The organism is Pseudomonas sp. (genome assembly GCF_048265905.1).
Taxonomy (GTDB): Bacteria; Pseudomonadota; Gammaproteobacteria; order Pseudomonadales; family Pseudomonadaceae; genus Aquipseudomonas.
In genome coordinates this window covers 1-21,492 of sequence record NZ_JBLXAP010000010.1, presented here as the reverse complement: position 1 = coordinate 21,492, position 21,492 = coordinate 1, and the positions used below count along the sequence as shown (strand labels likewise).

Genomic DNA, 21,492 nt, shown 5'->3' with positions numbered 1-21,492 from the left:
TATAGGTTTCACCAATGTACAAAAGCCGCTACGACTGTAGCGGCTTTTGAATAAGACTACACGAGAATCAACGTGTGCCGCGGCGGCGCAAGGCTGCCGGCTTGAAGTAACCGTCATCTGGAATCGGCTGACTGAAGTCGATAGTGCTCGACTCTTCGTTGTCCAAATTCTGCACGTAATAACGACGCGCCTGCAGATCGTGGAATACATCCAATGCAGACCAGGTGGTCGGCAACTCATAATAGTTCTTCAGATAAGCCACCGATACGCGCCACAGCTCGCCACGGCCGTCGTATTGATCAACCACTGCTGCCTGCCAGCTATCTTCATCAAGGTACAGGGTACGCTTGGAGTAGATGTGCCGCGCGCTGCTCTTCAGCGTGCCTTCGACAACCCATACGCGGTGCAACTCATTGCGGGTGTATACCGGGTTGAGATGACCTTCTTTGAGCAGATCATCGTATTTCACGTCCGGGCTGGTAACTTTGTAGTTGTTGTAAGGAATGTAAATTTCCTTTTTACCCAGCAACTTCCAGTCGTAACGATCTGGCGCGCCGTTGAACATATCGGTGTCATCGGCGGTGCGCAGCCCATCAGCCGCAGAAATTGGCGTGTCGTAAGCCAGGTTTGGTGCGCGGCGCACGCGACGCTGACCCGCGTTGTAACCCCAAGCCTGACGCTGCTCTTTGACCTGATCGAGCGTTTCATGCACCAGCACCGCACCACCCGCTAAACGCGCAGGGCTTTTGGTGAACGACAGGTAATAGAACATGATGTTGTTCAGATCAGCGAACGACCCCTTTGGGTCGTAGTACTTGAACAGGGCTTCTTGCTGCGAGGTGACCAGCGAGTAACTGCCGTTGCGCTGCACCGCTACTTCCGAAGCGCGACGCACGATATAGGTGCCGCGATAACGAGCAATGTGGTTCCACAATGCTTCGACACCGTTCTGAGGGATTGGAAACGGAATCCCGCCAAACGCATCAGAGAAACCGTTGCCACCATCGAGCAGCTTGGCAGTTGCCGCATTCTTGCGGGTGTTGTCATATACCCACTGCGGCGCCGAGCCTGAGCGACGAGTCTGGTAAACCGGCATCTGATAGGTTTCTGGATAGGTATTGAACAAAGCAATCTGACCAGGCGTCAGGTTGGCCTTGTACTGGTCCAGGTTAGCCTTGGTAATAGTGAACAGCGGCTTGTCACTGGCAAACGGGTCGGTGTGATGCTGGCTCGGGGTTTTGTAGTCTGCTGGTACTTTAGTAATACCACCGGTCCAGGCGGGAATAGTCCCGGCAGCGTTACCGGCTTTTTCAGCGCCAAACGGGGTCAGAGTAGTGCCCAGCTTGGCTACTTCCTCAGCAGAAACGGCTGCCCATGTGCTACCGGTAAACAGCACCAGCGCAATTGCTGCACCTATCAACGAGTGCTTCTTCAGCATCATATCTCTCCATGGTAATTCGTGACTGAGCGCTCTTGAGCGCTCAGCTCAGTTGTCTTTAGAGCCGCAGCCGCCTTGTTGCAGCGCACTGCAACAAGGCACGGCTATCAGAACGAGTACTTAACGTTGAGGCCAATGTTGTCGCGGTCGCGGGACGAGTTGTTGCCGCCAGCACCATAGAACTCGGTGTAGGCAAGCTCCGCTTCAAGACTGTTGAGGTAATTGGCTTTGACGCCCAGGGTGTAAGCTTTGCGACCCTCGATGAAGTTACCGGTCTGGTAAGAGTTACCTTCGAAGTCTTCACGGTAAACCGCGTATGGCGAAAGGTTCACGCCTGCGTAAACGTCGTTCCAGGTGCCGGAAAGCACCAGGGTGTAGCCGTAGGCGTTTTTATTGACCTGATCATTACGGTCGTTGTCATCGATATAGGCGCTGTTACCGCGTCCCGAGTAATAACGGGTTGATCCGTCACGAGCGGTGTATTGCAGGTCACTGCCGCGCAGGTGCTCGGAAGCCAACTCGGCCACGCCAAACAGCGAGTCAAAACCCAGCGACGGGCCGAAGTTGTAGATAGTCCCAAGCGAAGTATTGAATGCCTCAACACGCTCGTAGTTGTGAATCTCATCTTCCAGGCCAACTTGTTGACCGGCGATATTGATTTTCTGGCCACCGGCCAATGGCGCCGCTTGAGTCAGCAGGTCACCGAGCAGGTCGTTGGTGGTCGAAATACCAATCGGCAGGTTCGGACGATAGGACAACTCACCGAATACCGAAGCCAGACCCACAGTGGTGTTGAAGCTCAAGCCGTACATGCGAATGTCTTCAACATACTCACGACGCGCATTAACCTGGTTAGCCACATCGACCGCGGCAGCACCGTTAACCAAACCGAGAATCTGCCCTGCTCCGGCGTTACCGCTGGCGGCAGCATTTTGCAGGTCGTTGTAACTGGCGAAACCACCGAGACCGGCAAGTTGATCAATATCAAGACCTGCGTAGGTGCTGTTCAGGTCAGCATTGATCAGTGGCTCTTTCGAGTGATAGTTGACGAAATAGAACCCGAATTCGGTGCTATTGAAGTCTTCCGCGATATAACGCAGCGCAGCACCAAACTGACCGTCGTTTCTAGCATTGATGTCAGAGCCAATGTTGGCCACCTTGATCACGCCGTTTTCGTCGAAATAGTCATTGCCCTGCAAGCCGGCAAAGTTACCCGCGCTCAACTGCTGATACAGGCCACGCACTGGTGCCAAAGCTGATTGCGTGCTGTAAGCAGTATTACCGCCATCGGCGAACAGGTCCGTCTCAGAGTAAAAGGTGCCGGCAGGATCAATCGCGGTTTCTTTCCAGTTGAACTGGTAGAAGGTTTCCAGCGACAGGTTGTCCGTCAAGCCAACACTGAAGTTCAGCGCTTCGACCGGCACCAGCACTTCTTTCAGCTCCGCGCCTGGCAACCGGAACTTCGCCGCGTCGACCGGGTTAGTGGTGTTAACACCGCCGCGATAGAACAGCGCCTCACCCCAGTTAAATACTTGCTTACCCAAACGCGCAGTGACCGGCATCTCGGCAACATCCCAATCGCCATACACGTAGGCGTCGAGAATTTGCGCATCACGGCCAGCCTTGTGCCGTGTTTCATAGGTAAAGCTATCGTCACGCGGAAAGTTTTGGCTAGGTTGAGCAGGGCCGCTCGCATCGTAGAAATCGTTACGCTTATCCATGATCTGGGTGTCATAGAACGCCGTACCACGGACGAACAAACCATAATTCTTATAAGTAGCACCGAGATCCGAGGTGACTTTATAAACTTCCGAAACCAGGCCGGTGTCGAAATTTCGGTTGCCGTCGTTACCGTTGATATCGTCGTTGCTCTTGTCTTGACCTTGAACACGCCACAACTGGCCGTAAGACACTGTGGTGTCGATGGAGCCGTTGATTTCGTTATCGGCAAAACTGAACTCAACAGCCTGCGCTTGAGCGGCTACGAGCAGCGGCAGAATTCCAGCAAAGGCAAAACCAGCCTTCACCGGTGCAAAGCACACCCGTGGATGGCGAGACTTGATATCCATCGAAAATTACTCCTGGCAGATCATTCTTTTTATTACGCCCGCTTCAGGGCGAGGTTTAGCCGTACTGATGACGGCTTTTGTAAAACCGGAAAAGCTCAATGCCTCAATCTGTTTTCACGCCCGCAATTCGCAAGAAATTCGATTGCGCGGCCAAATCTTTACGACCAGTGCAACCATGATGCCAATTCAAACAGTCGTATTATTTAAAAGCACATTGCCATCCTGTTTCGATTCGTGACTACATAGCCACTTCGTGAATCGTCAGATTTAAGGCGCTATTTTTCAGTCGCGTCCTACAATCTGGCCCGAATAGTCACTAAAGCACCGATCTAGACGTATCGAATTAAAAAGAAGTATCTGCTGGAAAATTTCAAAACAGGTCGTTTTATTAACCACCGAATATAAAAAGTGGGATTTTCATTCCTTTGAGTAACAAAAAAGTGTTACCAGCTTGCGCCGGTAACACTTCCAGATTGACTCATGTAATACCGTGTGAGCACGGCATTGGACCCGTTAGAATTGCTCTAAACCGGGCTTCGACAGTTTATGCAAGGCTTTTGCTAACCACCTCATACACATCGCTCGACAGTTCGCCAGAGGCAACAATGCGTTCCAACTCAGCTTTCATCTGCGCCTGACGAGCAGGCGCATACTTACGCCAGCGCGTCAACGGTGCCAGCAAGCGCGAAGCGATCTGCGGGTTGAGCGCATTTAGCGTAATAACCTGATCCGCCAGGAAGCGATATCCGCTGCCATCAGCCTTGTGGAAGTTGATCAGGTTTTGCCCGGCAAACGCGCCGATCAGTGCTCGAATCTTGTTTGGGTTTTTCAGGGTAAACGCTGGGTGTTCCATCAACGCTTTCACCCGCTCCAAGCCGCCCGGCAAACCACTGGCCGCCTGCACACTGAACCATTGATCCATAACCAGAGCATTGTCCTTGAAGTGCTCGGCAAAGCTCGCCAACACCCTCGCCCGTTCGTCAACAAACGGTGAGTTGACCAGCACCGCCAGCGCGGTCAATTGCTCGGTCATGTTGTCGCTGTTTTCAAACTGATCCATACACGCCGCCAATACCTCTGGCGTCGCGTTTAGCATCAAGTAAGACAGGGCAATATTCTGCAAACTACGGCGAGCAAAGTGCTCTGCTTCGGCAACGTATTCACAGCTGCGCGAAATTTCGCGATTGCTCTGGTAGCGCGTCCAAAGTGCATTATGCAGCGCTTCAGCCAGCTGTTTACGAGCAAATTCACGGGCATGGTGAATCGCCTCTACGTCTGCCACTTCACTGATTTCGGTCAGATAGGCTTCGCCTGGCAGAGAGAGCATTTCCGCAACCATGGCCTGATCCAGACGCGTATCATCGAGTACCGTGCGCAGTGCACTGATCAACCGCTGATCCATAACCAGTGGTTCACTGCGCTGATACTGCGCAATCAGCTCCTGCAGCACTTGTACCGACAATTGCTGACCCGCCTCCCAGCGATTAAAGCCATCGCTGTCGTGCTGCATCAGAAACATCAGTTGGTCGCGGCTATAGGGAAAGTTCAGTTTCACTGGCGCCGAGAAACCGCGTAACAATGATGGCAATGGCTGCTCAGCAACATTGATAAAGGTCAGCGTCTGCTCGGCTTGATCAATCGAGAACACCCGGCTATCTGAATCACCAGCGCCCTGCTCGCCCTCAAGCTGTAACGCCAAAGGCTGACCTTTAGCGTCCAGCAGACCCAATTCAACAGGAATAACAAATGGCAGCTTTTCAGTTTGTCCTGGCGTTGCCGGGCAGCTTTGCTTGAAGCTCAAGCGGTAACGCTTATTGGCTGCATCGTAAGACTCGCTGACCGCCAAACGTGGCGTGCCAGCTTGGCTGTACCAGCGTTTGAACTGAGTCAGGTCGACGCCGCTGGCATCTTCCATGGCTTTGATGAAGTCGTCACAGGTAACCGCTTGACCATCGTGGCGCTCAAAGTACAGGTCACTGCCTTTACGGAAGTTTTCAGCGCCGAGCAGCGTGCGAATCATGCGCACCACTTCTGAACCCTTTTCATAAACGGTCAGGGTGTAGAAGTTGGAGATTTCAATAAATGCGTCTGGGCGTACCGAATGCGCCAACGGGCCAGCGTCTTCGGCAAATTGATGGGTGCGCAGGTAGGCAACATCTTCAATGCGCTTGACTGTGGCCGAGTTCATATCGGCACTGAACTGGGAATCACGGAAAACCGTGAAACCTTCTTTCAGCGACAGCTGGAACCAGTCACGACAAGTCACCCGGTTACCCGACCAGTTGTGGAAGTATTCGTGTGCAACAATCGCTTCAACGCGCTGGTGGGCCGCATCTGTCGCTGTTTCAGCTCGGGCCAGAACGGCGCTGGAGTTGAAGATATTCAGCCCCTTGTTTTCCATTGCGCCCATGTTGAAGTCGTTAACCGCGACAATCATAAATATGTCGAGATCGTACTCACGGCCATAGGTTTGTTCATCCCAGCGCATCGACTTCTTCAGGCTGTCCATAGCGTGCTGGCACTTGTCGACATTTTCAGGCTCGACATAAATGCGCAGCGCCACTTCACGCTGGCTCATGGTGGTGAAGGTATCTTCGATGCACCACAGGTCGCCAGCAACCAAGGCAAACAGATACGCAGGCTTCATGAATGGATCTTCCCACGTCGCCCAGTGACGACCATCTTCCTCACTGCCGCTGGCAATCGGGTTGCCGTTCGAGAGCAACACCGGATAATCATGCTGCTGTGCGCTCAGCGTAGTGGTGAACTTGCTCATCACATCCGGGCGATCGAGGTAATAGGTGATCTTGCGGAAACCTTCGGCCTCGCACTGGGTGCAGAACATGCCGCTGGACTTGTACAAGCCTTCCAGCGCGGTGTTGCTTTCCGGGTGAATCTTGACCGTGGTATCGATCACAAAACTGGCGCTGTCTGGCTGCAGGGTCAGTGATACATCAGTCAATTGATAGTCCGCAGCCGTGAGCTGGCGGTCATTGAGCGCAATCGAGATCAACTCAAGTTCTTGGCCGTCAAGCTCGAGTGCCGGGAGCTCTGGACTCAAGGCCGGGTTGCGACGCATCACCAACTGGGCGTGCACCAGACTGTGGTCTTCAAACAGCTCGAAGGTCAGGTGCGTTTCATCGATTAGATAATCCGGCGCCTTGTAGTCTTTCAGGTAGATCATCTTCGGTTGTTCGGTGCGCATGGTCGCCTCTCTTGATTGAGCCGCTTGCAAAGAATTTGATTGTGCCAAAGCCCGGGTTAATACAGCCAGGCTTGCACGGTTTGTATCGGCTACAGCCTCAGCTACTGCTCACAGACAACTGATAAGCCGTGTATTTACGAATATTGATAACGCCGGTATCAAACAGCAAATACTGGCCCTTGATACCGGTTAACGTACCTTCGGCGATTGGATTTTTGTCCAGATTGAAGCTGGTGATCTTTGGCGGATAGGCTTCAATCGGATAACCAATCTGCAGCGCTTGCGCGTCACTCAACGGCTGAATCGCCTGAATACCAAAGCGTTGTTGCAATTGCTGCATGCCTTCGGCGCAAGAGCTGAGAATGTCATTGCGCACGGCCTCCAGATCAACTGGCACGGCATCGCCTTTGAGCAGCGCACGCCAGTTAGTCTTGTCAGCAACCTGGCTGCGCAGCAGGTCTTCGACAAACCCCGACTGCTGACGCGTTGCAACACGTACTATCGGCAGCGCTTGCGTTGCGCCCTGGTCAATCCAGCGTGTTGGCACTTGCGTGGCGCGGGTAATACCCACTTTCACCCCGGACGAATTGGCCAGATAGACCACGTGGTCAGTCATGCAGAACTGCTCACCCCAACTCGGTTCACGGCAGGTGCCCGCGTCATAGTGGCAGCGCTCCGGGCTCATGATGCAGATATCGCATTGGGCGAGCTTCTGCATGCACGGATAGCAATACCCCTGACTAAAACTGGTTTTGGTCTTGCGTCCGCAATGGCTGCAATGAATTGCCCCCAAAAACTCCAAACGCAGGGTCTTGCCGATCAGCGGATTGACTGCAATCAACTGATCATCCAGACGAAAGGAATACTGCACCGGGCTTTCCAACCGCGCCGACATTTTGCTCAGCGCACCGCGCCCCAACTCATTCATTAACAACTGCTACTCTCAAATTCAGTGCAAGGTATCGGAAGACTTGAACAACAGGTTCGGCACCGGCTCAGACTTGGAGCTGCACTCTTGCGGCCCCATGTAACCAATGCGTTGGTCTTCCGGTAGATTTTTGATTTCCCAGGCAATCAGCGCCTGCAAGCTCAACTCTTTTTGCTCTTGAGTCAGCTTGCGGCCATCTGGCCATTTGCCAATTTCTACCGCCAGTTTCAGGCTCTGATAGATCTCGGGGGTGATGTTTTCAATAGTTTGCAAAAACGACGACATAACCCGCCTCCACATAAAACCAATATTTTAACAGGCTGTTAGCAGACCGTTGAAAAATGTAGGCGAGGCAGCCAGCGCAAGGCAAAAACAGGCGAAAAAGCGGAGTTTACGTGTTGTAAATGAGCATTTTGAGCCTGTTTTTAACGCCGCGATGGCAACGTAGGTAGTTTTTCAACGGCCTGTTAGTGACGGGCGCGCTGCCACAACCCACTACACAACCCAGTCAGGCAACCTGCCACCAAACCGCCAACATGAGCGGCATTGGCAATGGAGCCAAATTGCAGTAACTCAAAGACGCCGGTCATGCATATCAGCAGCCAGGCCAGCATCATTACCAGCACGCCTGGCGGAAGACGGTATGCAGCGTTTGGCGCAAGTCGCTGGTAAATCCAGCAATGGCCCAACAACCCGTAAAGCACGCCTGACAACCCACCAAACAGTGACGGCCCGGAAAAGCTGTATTGCGCCACGTTCGATGCCAGGCTGAACACCAAGGTTAAGCCCAACAGCGCCAACGCGCCTTGATACGACTCAATGCGCCGCCCTAACTCCCAGTACCACAGGCTGTTCATCGCCAGATGCAACCAGCCAAAGTGAATCAGCATTGGTGTGATAAGGCGCCACCACTGGCCGCCCTGTAGCGTTTGTTCCGCCGAGCTGAAATAGATGTACTGGCCTTGAATTTTGAAGTCGACAAAGCTCAGCCAGCGAATCGCCGAAAAGTTATCTCCCAACAAAGTAACCGCCGCGACAATAAAGGTCAGGAGCATTACTGCGCTGGTCATCGGGTTGTTTTTGATCTGCTGGACAAACCCGGGACGTGTTGCGGTTGGCACAGCCGAGGTCTCAAGCTGTGCGTCATCATTACCCTCTGGATAGCGGCTATAGAGCTCTCGCACCTGTTCTGCTAACGACTCGCCGGGCACCCACAATACTTGCTGACCCGCTTCTTCACTGACTCGATGCGGTACTTCCAGGCGCTGCAGTAACGCAATGAAGCCGCTCAGATTGGTTTGCGTTGGTAAGCGTAAAACCGCCACAGCACTCATTTCGGTGCCTCCGGCTTTTCAACTTCGACCCAGACAAATTTACTCGAATCCAAACGATGCTCCTGATCAAGGCGATAAGCGACCAAGCGGCCGTACATCACGGCGCTGTAGTCCAGGCACGCCAGGTTAGCGCGAATAGGTGAAGGCTTGCCGCTGCGCCAATAGTGGCCGACAAATAGTATGGGTTGATCTGCGCCGTATCTGAGCAGTTCGTTCTTTTGCATTTCTGACAAGGGTGTTTGCGCCGCCAACTCGGGTAACGCATCAGGCTGAAACACGATGTCGCCGTATGTTTGCGGATTTTCTTCCCAGAATTTAGTGCGGAAGAAAGAGCGGGTGAAGCCGTCATCGCTGGTCAGCGTCATACCGTGCGGCAGGCGCATGTCGGTGCCACGCAGCAAGCGGTTGAACGCGGTATTGGCAAAGCTGCCGTGCTCCGCAGCCGCCTTAACGAACGCTTGGTTGATCCGCCCATCTGGGAACTGCGCACGTAAAGGGGTGATTAACTCATCATCCCAACAGGCATGCACTGCGCGAAAACGTCCGCCATCCACAAACAGCGGCAGCTGATAGAACCACTCAAGGCTCTCACGCCACTCTGTCGGATACGCAGCGTATTGCTCGAGGGTTTCCTCGATCATGCGCGCGTGCCGGGCGTTGTGCTCACGGACAAACTGACGACCACTGCCCGGGTTTGCCGGTGTCGTCCACGCCAGCGCATTAAATTCATGGTTACCCATGATGCACACCGCAGACCCAGCATCGACCATGGCGCGCACCAGGTTGACGGCTTCGCGAATGCGCGGGCCACGGTCAACCAAGTCGCCAAGAAAGATGGCCATACGCGTCGGGTGACGCCAGACGCCTGCCTCCTGCCGATAACCCAACTTATCCAACAATCGCGCAAGCGTGCGCGCACAGCCATGGATATCGCCAATCAGATCGTAACTTCGCTCAGGGTCCAGGCGCATTTACTCGCCCCCGCCACCAAGGCGGCTGCCCCACCCTAGCTTGGTGCGACAGACCTCGTAATAATTGTGATCCAGCGGATGGATCAAACATAACTTTTGCGGCTTTTTGCGAATGGTGACGGTATCACCAGGCGCACAGGTGAAGTGATTCTGACCGTCACAGGAAACCTGCGGATAAATCTGCAGATCCTTGGACACGACAATTTTCAACTCGCTGTTGCCATCGACCACAATCGGCCGGCTCGACAAGGTGTGCGGATACATGGGAACGATTACGATTGCATCAAGCTTGGGATGCATGATCGGACCACCAGCTGACAAGGCATAAGCCGTTGAGCCGGTTGGGGTTGAGACAATCAAGCCATCAGCTTTCTGACTGCAAACAAACTGCCCATCGATAAACAGCTCAAACTCAATCATCCGCGTCGACTTACCCGGATGCAGAACCACGTCGTTAAGCGCATCACCCTGGCCAATGGCTTCCGCGTTCCGCCGTACTTCGGTTTCGAGTAAAAATCGATTTTCAGTCAAATAGTTGCCATCCAGCACTTCAGCGACTTTGACTTCAAGTTCGTCAGGGCGGATATCCGTCAGAAAACCCAAACTGCCACGGTTAACCCCAAGCACCGGGATCTTGTGGCGCGCCAATGCACGGGCAGCGCCAAGCAAGCTGCCATCGCCACCGACAACAATCACCAAGTCACAGATTTCCCCGAGATTCTTCCGTGAAGAGGTCTGCAGGCCGTGGCCCGGCAGGACTTCAGCGATTGAGTCTTCGAGAATGACATGGGTGTGGCGGTCGAGCAGAAACTTCTTGAGTCGACGAATAGTGTCGAGCACCTGCGTGCTGCCGAGGCGACCTATGATGCCGATATTCCGAAATTGCTCCATGGTGCTCCCGCAGGCTGAATCTTTAGAGAATTAGATTATGGTCGAAAGCCTGCAAGTGCAGCAAACTTGAGCGGGTAAACACAGTTAACCGGGCAACCGTTAAACAAACTGACCTAACAATACAGATGGGTGCATTTGCGCCAATTTCAAGCGCTTGACAGGTTACAGCGCTTGCTTGCTACGGGGTAAATAACGCTATGCTCGTCGCATGAACTCATTGCGCTCACTAAATGATCTCCCTCAGCGCCTGCGCCAACCTGCGGTGCGCGACTTGGCGTGGGTCATACTTGCCCCGCCGCTACTGAGCGATACACCGACAACCCAACGCCACCCTTTAACGGCTAGTCGCTGGAGTACGGAGCCGCAGTTGCTGGCTGACTGGTTGTTACAACTGGATAAAGACTGCTCAAGCTTGACTCACTGGCTGGCCGAGCGCTCGGTACGTCGGCTGGGCTTATATTACGAACGGCTCTGGCAATTCGCCCTGAATGCAGCGCCCGATGTGGCGATTCTTGCCGCCAACCTGCCAATTCGCCACGAAGGACATACCCTCGGTGAGCTGGATTTAATCCTCAATGACGATGAAGGCCTGCATCACCTTGAGCTGGCAATCAAGCTCTACCTCGGCGAGCAATCTTCCAGCGGAACCGCTAATCAGCACTGGCTTGGCCCGGGTAGCCGTGACCGACTGGACTTGAAGCTCAGCCATATCACTGAGCACCAGTTGCCCCTGTCAAAAACCGAACAAGCACTCAGTGCTTTGGCCCAGGAAGGGATCAACAGTCACACGGTACAAGCCTCGATGTGGGTCGCCGGTTATTTGTTTTACCCATGGCCAAATGGTTGCTTACCCCCTGCGGGTGCTCACCCCGAGCATTTACGAGGCAGTTGGGTACATCAACGCGACTGGCCAGCACTGCTTGCTGAATACCCATCTGCCAGCTGGCAAATATTGCCGCGTCATGACTGGCTGGCACCTGCGCGAATCAGCCAAGCCAATCACTGGCCCAACGACCAGTTGCAAATTTGGTTCGCCACCCTCGAAGCCAATACCAATGCGCAATTACTAGTCCGTCTGGAACAAAGCCCAGACGGCTATTGGCTCGAGCAACAGCGCGTATTTCTGGTCAGTGATAGCTGGCCGGAAACACTCAGGCCCTATCGCTAAAGGCCGTAGGGTGCGACAACGCGAAGCTTGTCCAGCATCGCGCTACAGCATGACGTTCAGTGGCGGTTAAAAATGCGTTATCCGCCTTACCAATTGTTTATACAGCGCCTTACTGGGCCTGCATCGCCTTGAGGATTTTCTTGCCCGCACGGCCGTCATACGGCTGCAGGCCCAGACGTTTTTGCTCCTCGACAATGGCTTTGCGGGTATTGGTACCAATCAAGCCATCCGCCTCGCCAATGTCGTAGCCACGGGCGAGCAATAACTCCTGCAACTGTTTGCGTTCAATACGACTGAGGCCCGGATCATCCGTTGGCCACGGCGTGACGATCTCGTCACCCCCGCGTAGGCGATCGGACAAATGTGCAATCGCCAGTGCATAACTTTCAGCCGCGTTGTAGGAATAGATTGCATCGAAATTGCGCATCACGATAAACGCTGGGCCTTTGGCCCCGGCGGGCAGCAAGATACCGGCGGGCGTATCACTTGGCGTGATCGCCGAGCCATCGACCTTGACCACGCCACGGGCGACCCAGTCTTTCAACGGGCGCTTGTTCTTACGTCCGCTAGCCGAGGTGTTGAACCCGGCGGGCAGCTTGACCTCGTAACCCCAAGGCTGACCGGTGCGCCACCCCGAACGTTTAAGGTAGTTGGCGGTTGATGCCAGCGCATCGGGGATACTCGCCACCAAGTCGCGACGGCCATCACCGTCGCCATCCACGGCGATACGCTGATAGGTCGAAGGCATAAACTGAGTATGACCAAACGCGCCCGCCCACGAACCGTTCAGCTCTTGCGCCTGAATATCGCCGGATTGCAGTAGTTTCAAGGTCGCAAAGAACTCGCCTTGGAAGAACGCCTGACGTCTGCCATAACAAGACAATGTACCGAGTGAGGTAAGCAATGGACGCTTGCCGAAGGTTTTACCGTAATCGCTCTCAACACCCCAGACCGCCACCACCGTTGCAGGGTCAACACCATAGGTGCGCGATACCTTGGCCAGGGTATCGGCGTGCTGTTTAAGCATCTGCTGACCTTCATCAACGCGCTGTTGATCAACCAGCGCAGCCAGGTAATCCCAGATAGGTGTGCTGAATTCTGGTTGCGAGTTGAGTAATTCGAGCACGCTCATATCAGGCTCAAGCGTTTGCGTGTAACGGTCAAAGGTCGCACCAGATACGCCCTTGGCCGCAGCTTTGCCGCGCAAACCTGCGAGGCACTGGTGGAACGAGGCAGCCTCTGCCTGCAGGGCCAACGCGCCTACACCGAGCAGAACTGCACCTAAACGGGTGATCATTTTATTCATCGCATATTCCCTGATACTGAAACAGTCCGCACAGCCTGAAATACAGACAGTGTAATGATCAGAGACGGGTTAGTCGCAGCAGTTCCGTTACAAGCCTTTAGCCAATGCAGCTGCACGGCCCTGCAAACCGCCCGTATGGACAAAAATCAGCCGTGTTCCGCGGGGAAACGCGCCCTGCTCGACTTGCTCACGCAACGCCAATAGCGCTTTAGCCGTGTACAGCGGCTCAAACAGCATGCCGGACTCGGCCTCGCAGGCCTGCATGAAGTCCAGCAGTTGCGCATCAAGTTTGGCAAAACCACCACGCGCCGCATCCAGCAGCCGATAACCTTGGTCGGTCTGTTGCGCCTGAGCCAACACACTGGAAATCTGCTTTTCGGCTCCGTGTTGTGCCGGAACGGCTAACGCACCATAAACCGGGTGCGCGCCTGCCTCGGCCAAGACCAAACCGGCCAGAGTCGTGCCCGTGCCCACCGCCAGCCACCAAGCGTGATAGTCGGACCAGTTGATCTGTTTAAGCTGACTGCGCACCAATTCGACCAAAGGCTGGCAGCCTTGCGCGCCGAGCAAGCCGCCACCACCTTCAGGAACTGGTTGTAGATGAGGATAAAGCAATCGCCAAGGCTGCCAAAAGCCTGGAAGGTTACGCGCTCGGTAGCCGCCGTAACCCAGCCAATGTAAGCGCATACCGAGTTGTTCGAGTTCGAGCGCAGTCGGCGTCGACTGCGAGTTTCCGCGCATTAAACCGACTGTTTGAAAACCAAAGCGATTTCCAGCGGCGGCCAAAGCATGCAAGTGATTGGAGTGGGCGCCGCCGAGGCTGATGAGTCCTTGAGCACCTTGCTCGTTTGCGACTTTGATGTAGGGCGCCAACTTGAACCATTTATTGCCACTGACTTGCTGATCAATCAGATCGAGGCGCAAAACAGCCACTTCAACCCCTGAGTTGGTCAACCAATACAGGTTTAGCAACTGCAAAGGAGCAGTTGGCGCCCAATCGGTAAAAATCAATGCAAGCTAACCGACGGTGCGTACCCGCAGAGCTTCTTTATGACGGGCGCAGCAGTTGGAGTCATTAAGTTTGAAACGGCTTGGGGCATCAATTCGATCAATTGGAATCGCACAGCGCTGACCATTGGCCAGCAATGCTTCACAGCTGGGTTGCTGGTAGTGCGCCAGCCACTGTGTGTATTGTTCCTCAGAAACAAAGCATTTGGACGCTGCATAGGCAAACGGATTTTCCTGATAGCGAGCGATGTCTTGTAGCGCGACGGTCAAGTGCCCAGCGCCTGGGTGATAAACCACAAAGACCATACCCAAGTTGGACAGGCGCTCAAGTATCTGGTCCCCACTTTGCCCAGTCAACTGCTCGCGCTCGCTGCTCAGCCGCTCAATCTCCTGCTGGAGCTTGCCGTCGAGCTCTTGGCGATAGGCCAGCTCAACATCACGAATGGCGATCTGTTCTTTGTACTCAACCACAGCCGAGGCAATTTTCGCCTGCATTTCACCGTCGAACTGCGCACGCATAAGATCAATCTCACTGCGCCCGCTGCTTTGCAGAGTGCGCAGTTGCTCGGTCATTTTCTCGCGCGACGACTGGAAGCTTGCCGCTTGTTCTGCCAGCTGCTTTTTCAGATCAGCATTGAGTGCTTGTTGCTGAGCCAAGGATTTCTGAATAAGCGCAATTTTTGCTTCAAGCGTCTTGCTGTGTTGCTCACTGGCCAGTTTGAGCTTTGCCAACTCTTCTTCGTGCTGAAGCGTCAGACTACCGATACGCAAACGCTGCTGCTTGATCAATTGAGCAGCTTTGAGGCGCTGCTCCTGATTCAGCTTTTCTGTAGCCTTTTCCGCATCTTCGGCTGCAGGATCAGCGGAATACCACTTGTCATCAGAAACCATCTGCAAGCGCTCTGGAGCTACAGACTGAACGCTCTCATCCTCAATCAGCAAGCCGAGATGATTGGCTTTAACCACTTCACGCAGGATAACCAGATCATTCTGCCCCGGCGCAAGGTTCGGGTCCCACAGATGCATTTGGTGCCATGAAACCGGACACTGGCTGCGGCATGCCAAGCGAATCGGTCCGGCTCCCATGTCAGGGCCGCGCCCTGATTTCTCGGCCAAATGCTGCAACGGGATATTCCAACCGTTGTCCGGCGCGCCCTTTTCATCGAAGTCGAGGTAGAAAAACACCACGGAGCGGATCATCAACCGTGGGTTGATCATCACATATGCCGCCCGCACTTGCTGGTCAGCGAACTCAGGCATATTGACCATGCCATCGAGCAGGGCCTCAAACTCAGTGAAGAACATTTGCTTGCAGACACCACCGTGTTCACTGAAGAACATCACGGCATCGGTCATCTGCGGCTTGTTCTGCATGCTCATCCGATTCCCTCAAAACTAGATTAACGGCACCCACCCGAGCTCGCCTCTGGCGACGAACCTCCAACCAGAAGGATCGAATACTTTAGAACGATGTTTACAGGTGTAAATACAGGCCAGTAATTGACGCGCACCGGCAGTCAGACGCATAGCGACCGTTTGAGCAAGTCTAGGGGAAAAGCCAAGCCCAGCAATGTGACTGGGTTGGCAGTCGTCTTTCAGTAGGAACAATCCGATGCAACTGCACAGCAAAAGTGTGATGGGATTGGTACAAAACGTCAGCATCAGACATTTTATGTCAGTTGCGGCGGCGACTTATGCTGCAACCAAGCGGTCATTACCAGCGCCTGATCAGCTCAGGCACTGTGACGCACTAAACCGCGCCGCGCAGGCGCTTACCCATTTCATCGCCCAATGCTTGCAGGCCACTCATCGGGCGGATCATGACTTCAAACTCAATGATTTGGCCGTGCTCATTGAAGCGCACCATATCGATACCCTTCAACTCGCGATCAGCCACCTTTGCGCTGAACTCCAACACCACATTCAAGCCGTCTGCCGACACCAACTCGCGGTGATAGGTAAAATCCTCAAACACCTTGATTACGGTATTGAGGATCATCGCTACCATACCTGCGCCAGCATAGGGTTTGAACGCCATCGGAGAACGAAACACAGCATCCGGGTGGAGTAATGCAGGTAGACCACTAAGGTCCTTGCTGGCAATCATCGCATGCCACTGCTGCATGGCTGGGGCAATATTCGGCTTAACCGCTAACGCTGTCATTACTCTACCTCGCTGAGGGTTTATCGATTAAATTTCAGCAGCCAGTCGCGAACCCTGATTGATTGCACGCTTGGCATCCAGTTCAGCGGCGACATCTGCACCACCGATCAAATGCACGCTTTGACCCGCCGCCTGCAATCCCTCGTGCAGCTCACGCAGCGGATCCTGCCCAGCACAGACAATAATGGTGTCGACTGGCAATACCTGCGCTTCGGCGTCGGCAATGCTGATATGCAAACCTGCATCGTCGACTTTCAGGTACTGCACATTATTGAGCATCTGCACCTGCTTGTTTTTCAGCCCCGCACGGTGAATCCAGCCAGTGGTTTTACCCAAACCATCACCCACCTTGGTCTTTTTACGTTGCAACAGGAAAACCTGGCGCGCTGGCGCATGCGGCTCAGCAGTAATACCCGCGACACCGCCGCGTGCTTCTAACTGGCCGTCAATGCCCCACTCTTTCCAGAACGCGTCGCGATCAAGGCTGGTTGCCGTACCGGCATGGGTGATGAATTCAGAAACGTCAAAGCCGATCCCACCCGCACCAATCACTGCGACCTTCTCGCCGACAGGCTTGCGCTGCAGAATTGCGTCGAGGTAGTTGATCACTTTGGCGTTATCGATACCTGGAATATCCGGTGTACGCGGCGCAATACCTGTTGCCAGAATCACCTCATCAAAGCCACCAGCCACCAACTCATCAACATCAACCCGAGTATTCAGCTGCAGGTTAACCCCAGTGGTTTCCAGCTTGCGCTTGAAGTAACGCAGGGTTTCAAAGAACTCTTCTTTGCCTGGTACACGCTTGGCAACGTTGAACTGGCCGCCGATCTCGGCTGCGCTGTCAAACAACGTGACCTGATGTCCGCGCTCGGCGGCAACAGTCGCTGCCGCAAGGCCTGCTGGCCCTGCGCCAACCACGGCAATTTTCTTAACCTGGGTGCTAGGAATGTAATTCAATTCGGTTTCGTGACAAGCACGCGGGTTGACCAGGCAACTGGTCAACTTACCGCCGAAGGTGTGATCCAAACAGGCTTGGTTACAACCGATACAGGTGTTGATTTCATCAGCGCGGCCTTCAGCAGCCTTGTTGACAAAGTCAGGGTCAGCCAGGAATGGACGTGCCATCGAAACCATATCAGCATCGCCTTCAGCTAACACTTGCTCGGCGATTTCCGGGGTGTTGATACGGTTAGTGGTGATCAGCGGAATCGACACCGAACCACGCAGCTTGGCCGTGACCTTGGTGAACGCCGCACGCGGAACCTTGGTCGCGATCGTTGGAATACGCGCTTCGTGCCAGCCAATACCGGTATTGATCAGCGTTGCGCCGGCTTGCTCGATGGCCTTGGCCAACTGCACAATTTCTTCCCAAGTGCTGCCGCCTTCGACCAGATCGAGCATCGACAAACGATAGATAATGATGAAGTTAGGACCAACGGCCTGACGCACGCGACTGACGATTTCTACCGGCAAACGCATGCGGTTTTCGTAGCTGCCACCCCAACGGTCGGCGCGCTGGTTGGTGTGGGCAGCCAGGAACTGGTTAATGAAATAGCCTTCGGAGCCCATGATCTCAACACCGTCATACTCGGCCTGTTGCGCCAGCATTGAGCAGGTGACGAAATCTTGAATCTGCTTTTCGATGCCCTCTTCATCCAACTCGGTGGGTTTAAAGGGGTTGATCGGCGCTTGAATCGCGCTCGGCGCCACTGATTTGGGGCTGTAGGCATAACGGCCAGCGTGGAGAATCTGCATGCAGATCTTGCCGTCGGCCTCATGCACGGCGCGGGTCACAATCTTGTGCTGTTCGGCCTCTTCAACCGTGGTCAGCTTAGCCGCACCGGAATAAACCCCACCTTCAACGTTCGGACCAATACCGCCGGTAACCATCAAGCCAACACCGCCGCGGGCACGCTCGGCGAAATAAGCAGCCATGCGCTCAAATCCACCCGGCTTCTCTTCCAGACCTGTGTGCATCGACCCCATCAGAGTACGGTTTTTCAACGTGGTAAAACCAAGATCCAGCGGGGCCAGCAGATTCGGGTACAGAGCGGTCATGGAAGTCTCCACATCAAGCAATAACATTCACGGTATGTCGCGATTTCTATAAACAGGGATGACTATTGGCTGCGCTACAAATTGCCAGTGCGTCAGGTCAGCCACCTGCATCTGAATCACGATCGGTATGCGAACCAAGATAAATAGCCCAAGCGCACAGCTCAATGACCCTAACTAACAACTTATTGATCGAAATGCGCAGCAGCCCTTGGCAACAGGCGTTAGCTCACCTACCCTGAGCAACAAACCCTCAACACCGAATGACCATGCGCCTATTTATTACGATCAGTATTCTTATCATCCTGCTTGGCAGCGCCGGTGGTTATGTCTATTGGGCGCAACAACGCCCCGATGTCGGCATTATCCTGTCTGACCTGAGCAGCGAAATCAGCGTCAACCAGGGCCAGCCTTCTGATCGCGGCAATCTTCTCGGCGTCCAGCCGCTGTTGTTTGCCAGTGATTATCAGAGCCGCGAGACGCTGCACCTAAAGCTTGCGGCCTACTTTGAAAAAGCCCGCGACGAAGACCTGCTCAACGCCAAAACCATCGCCATCCTGCCCGAGCACATTGGCACCTGGCTGGTCGCTGCTGGTGAAAAACCCGAGTTCTATAAAAGCGACAGCCTGCAAGAAGCCGTCAAATGGCTCGCCGCGAGCCACCCGCTGAGCGTGCCACAGGCTCTGCTCAGCACGCCAAGCAACAAAGATTTCAGCGATGCATTGTTTCGCTTGAAGGCTGCGCAAATGGCCGACGACTACCAAAATCTGTTCAGCGGTTTAGCCAGGGACTTTGGCATCACCTTGGTTGCAGGCTCGATTGTGCTGCCAGAGCCGCGCAACGAGAATGGCGTTCTGCAGATTGGCGAGGGGCCTCTGTACAACATCAGCGTGGTCTATGGCGCCGACGGTAAAGCGCTTGGCCAGCCACAGCGCAAAGTCTATCCATCGAGCCGCGAGCGCAGCATTATCGCCGCCGCGCCCCTTGAGCAGTTACACACATTCGCCACACCCGCCGGAAATCTCGCCGTACTCATCGGCACAGACAGCTGGTATCCGGCCAGCTACACGGCGCTGGCCAAACTCAACACCGAACTGCTGGCTGTTCCCGGTTTTGTCAAAGGCAAGATGCAGTGGAACGAACCGTGGAAAGGTTACAAGCACGCAACCAAGCCGCAGACACCAACACTGGCTGATAAAAGCGTCAGCGAAGGCGAAGCCTGGCAGCAGTTGGCAATACCCAACCAACTGCAAAAAAGTGGCGCGCGCGCTGGCGCCATGGTGTTTATGCGCGGGCAATTGTGGCGCATGGGCATTGATGGACGCAGCGTGGTAAGCGACGGTCAAAAACATGCCATTGCCAGTGATTCGCGCAGCGCTCAACTCGTCAATCTATGGCTGTAAAAAGCCCGCGCATCCGCCTTGGCGATTTATCTGTAGGCTTTGTTGACAGCCTCGCCGAGGCCATGCGCAGCTACGGCCAAGATCCAGTGGCACTGCTCGAAGGCTACGGGCTCGACTCTGTTCGCCTGGCTACACCCCGCGCACGCCTTTCGATTCCGCGTTATATGCGCCTGGGCCACGCAGCCATTGAACAAACCAAACAACCGGGCCTTGGCCTGATGATGGGTAAACTCAGCCGTCTTGGCCAACTCGGACTCGCCGGGGTGACCGCAGCCCAAGCGCCTACAGTGCGTGAAGCAGCACGCAGCCTGATTCGGTATGAACCGCTGTACGCATCGAACTATCGCGGCCACGCCAACTTCATCGAGGACAATCAAGGCGCGTGGCTGCGTTTTTACTCGATCAGCCCTTACAACGGCTACAACCGCTTTGTAATCGATTCAGTACTCGCAGGCTGGGCTCAGCAACTCGGCCACGTCGCCCAACAGCTGCTCGCCCCCGAACGCGCGCACATTGAGTTCCCTGCGCCGAGCTACAGCGATGAATATTCTCCCGCACTGGCTTGCCCTGTTGAGTTTGCCGCAGAGCACAATCAACTGCGCCTAAGCCAAGCCACGCTCAACCTGCGCAACCCACAGCATTGCCCAAGCACGTGGCTGCATTTACAAGAGCTGTGTGAGCGTGAACTGGAACAATTGACCCGCACGCGCAGCTTGCGTGAGCGCATTATTCAATTATTAGGGCCGCTGCTACATGGTCGCGAGCCAGACTTGCAGGAAGTGGCCGCACACCTAAAAATGCCAACCTGGACCTTGCGCCGCAAATTGGCCGAGGAAGGCACGCAGTTTCGCGCCATTCTCAACGAGACACGCCATGATCTGGCTGTCGCTTATATTCGCGACACCGAACTGGCTTTTGGTGAGATTGCCTACCTGCTTGGTTTTGCCTCTGCGGAAGCCTTTCAGCGCGCATTCAAACGCTGGAACCAGCAAACCCCTGGCGAATTTCGCCGAGCGCAGCGGCTGAACAGTTGAGCGAGACTACGGGACCACGCCAACCCGTAGACTGCGTTACAGCTCTGTTGCATCTTCCGCCAGCTCGGGGACATCCAGCTCGACGGCCTGCGCTTCCAGCAACTCTTCTTGATAGTCTTCCATAGCCTTACCCTCCACTACACTTATTGACGCGTAACCACCGCGTAGGCGCAGTTTAAAAAGCCAAGATGACGCTTGGATGACAGCAAATCGCGGGCAATAAAAAACCCTCAGACATTGCTATCTGAGGGTTTCGTATTTGGCGCAGCGGACGGGACTCGAACCCGCGACCCCCGGCGTGACAGGCCGGTATTCTAACCAACTGAACTACCGCTGCATGTTATTTGGGCTTGCACCCTAAAACACGTTACTTCATCTGGTAGTACAACCGCGTTGGCTTGTGCTTACCTCATGCCGAGTAAACTCGTCATGGAAAATATGGCGCAGCGGACGGGACTCGAACCCGCGACCCCCGGCGTGACAGGCCGGTATTCTAACCAACTGAACTACCGCTG

The 21,492-nt window shown here is 54.5% G+C and carries 16 protein-coding genes and 1 tRNA gene; 3 read left to right on the top strand and 14 right to left on the bottom strand.

What is annotated here, in order from left to right:
- Positions 1-67: 67 nt before the first annotated feature.
- From ACN0UH_RS14065 to ACN0UH_RS14030, 8 genes are all read right to left on the bottom strand, one after another.
- A complete protein-coding gene (locus ACN0UH_RS14065) occupies positions 68-1,438 on the bottom strand; it encodes a DUF1329 domain-containing protein (RefSeq protein ID WP_417662642.1) in 1,371 nt (456 codons plus the stop codon).
- A 107-nt stretch (positions 1,439-1,545) separates the two neighbouring features.
- On the bottom strand, positions 1,546-3,507 hold the full coding sequence (locus ACN0UH_RS14060; protein ID WP_417662641.1) for a DUF1302 domain-containing protein: 1,962 nt from the start codon (positions 3,505-3,507) through the stop codon (positions 1,546-1,548).
- A 544-nt stretch (positions 3,508-4,051) separates the two neighbouring features.
- Complete coding sequence (pepN, locus tag ACN0UH_RS14055; RefSeq protein ID WP_417662640.1) at positions 4,052-6,712, bottom strand: aminopeptidase N; 2,661 nt, start codon at positions 6,710-6,712, stop codon at positions 4,052-4,054.
- Positions 6,713-6,809: 97 nt separating this feature from the next.
- A complete protein-coding gene (locus ACN0UH_RS14050) occupies positions 6,810-7,640 on the bottom strand; it encodes a DUF2797 domain-containing protein (protein ID WP_417662639.1) in 831 nt (276 codons plus the stop codon).
- A 21-nt stretch (positions 7,641-7,661) separates the two neighbouring features.
- Positions 7,662-7,925 carry a YeaC family protein gene (locus tag ACN0UH_RS14045; protein WP_010483048.1) on the bottom strand — a complete coding sequence of 88 codons (264 nt, stop codon included), beginning with the start codon at positions 7,923-7,925 and terminating at the stop codon, positions 7,662-7,664.
- A gap of 182 nt (positions 7,926-8,107) precedes the next feature.
- Positions 8,108-8,974, bottom strand: a complete 867-nt coding sequence (locus ACN0UH_RS14040; RefSeq protein WP_417662638.1) for a rhomboid family intramembrane serine protease — start codon at positions 8,972-8,974, stop codon at positions 8,108-8,110.
- Positions 8,971-9,945, bottom strand: a complete 975-nt coding sequence (locus tag ACN0UH_RS14035; RefSeq protein WP_417662637.1) for a metallophosphoesterase — start codon at positions 9,943-9,945, stop codon at positions 8,971-8,973. Before ACN0UH_RS14035 ends, ACN0UH_RS14040 begins: the two co-directional genes overlap by 4 nt.
- Positions 9,946-10,836, bottom strand: a complete 891-nt coding sequence (locus ACN0UH_RS14030) for an NAD(+) kinase (protein ID WP_010483042.1) — start codon at positions 10,834-10,836, stop codon at positions 9,946-9,948. It abuts the gene before it with no gap.
- 208 nt (positions 10,837-11,044) lie between these two features.
- On the opposite strand from ACN0UH_RS14030, the gene ACN0UH_RS14025 reads away from it, so the two are divergent.
- Entirely contained in the window at positions 11,045-12,004 is a 960-nt protein-coding gene (locus ACN0UH_RS14025) for a DUF1853 family protein (RefSeq protein ID WP_417662636.1), read from the top strand.
- A 109-nt stretch (positions 12,005-12,113) separates the two neighbouring features.
- Here the strand turns inward: ACN0UH_RS14025 and ACN0UH_RS14020 are convergent, their stop codons facing one another.
- The 5 genes from ACN0UH_RS14020 to ACN0UH_RS14000 form a co-directional block, all read right to left on the bottom strand.
- Positions 12,114-13,310, bottom strand: a complete 1,197-nt coding sequence (locus ACN0UH_RS14020; RefSeq protein WP_417662635.1) for a lytic murein transglycosylase — start codon at positions 13,308-13,310, stop codon at positions 12,114-12,116.
- Positions 13,311-13,397: 87 nt separating this feature from the next.
- Positions 13,398-14,321, bottom strand: a complete 924-nt coding sequence (locus ACN0UH_RS14015) for a 1-aminocyclopropane-1-carboxylate deaminase/D-cysteine desulfhydrase (protein WP_417662634.1) — start codon at positions 14,319-14,321, stop codon at positions 13,398-13,400.
- Between the two features lie 6 nt (positions 14,322-14,327).
- Complete coding sequence (locus tag ACN0UH_RS14010; RefSeq protein ID WP_417662633.1) at positions 14,328-15,698, bottom strand: chromosome partitioning protein ParA; 1,371 nt, start codon at positions 15,696-15,698, stop codon at positions 14,328-14,330.
- Positions 15,699-16,068: 370 nt separating this feature from the next.
- A complete protein-coding gene (locus tag ACN0UH_RS14005) occupies positions 16,069-16,482 on the bottom strand; it encodes a nuclear transport factor 2 family protein (protein WP_417662632.1) in 414 nt (137 codons plus the stop codon).
- A gap of 27 nt (positions 16,483-16,509) precedes the next feature.
- The gene (locus tag ACN0UH_RS14000; RefSeq protein ID WP_417662631.1) at positions 16,510-18,543 is read right to left on the bottom strand and encodes an FAD-dependent oxidoreductase; all 2,034 of its coding nucleotides are present in this window, start codon (positions 18,541-18,543) and stop codon (positions 16,510-16,512) included.
- Positions 18,544-18,809: 266 nt separating this feature from the next.
- Between ACN0UH_RS14000 and ACN0UH_RS13995 the strand changes: the two genes are divergently transcribed.
- Both ACN0UH_RS13995 and ACN0UH_RS13990 read left to right on the top strand, forming a co-directional pair.
- Positions 18,810-19,943, top strand: coding sequence for a nitrilase-related carbon-nitrogen hydrolase (locus ACN0UH_RS13995; protein WP_417662630.1), 1,134 nt, complete (start codon positions 18,810-18,812; stop codon positions 19,941-19,943).
- Positions 19,934-20,977: an AraC family transcriptional regulator gene (locus ACN0UH_RS13990; protein WP_417662629.1), complete on the top strand. Its 1,044-nt coding sequence runs from the start codon at positions 19,934-19,936 to the stop codon at positions 20,975-20,977. The genes ACN0UH_RS13995 and ACN0UH_RS13990 overlap by 10 nt, the downstream gene beginning before the upstream one ends.
- Before the next feature lie 260 nt (positions 20,978-21,237).
- Here ACN0UH_RS13990 and ACN0UH_RS13985 read toward each other — a convergent pair.
- Positions 21,238-21,314: transfer RNA gene (locus ACN0UH_RS13985), tRNA-Asp, on the bottom strand.
- Positions 21,315-21,492 lie beyond the last annotated feature (178 nt).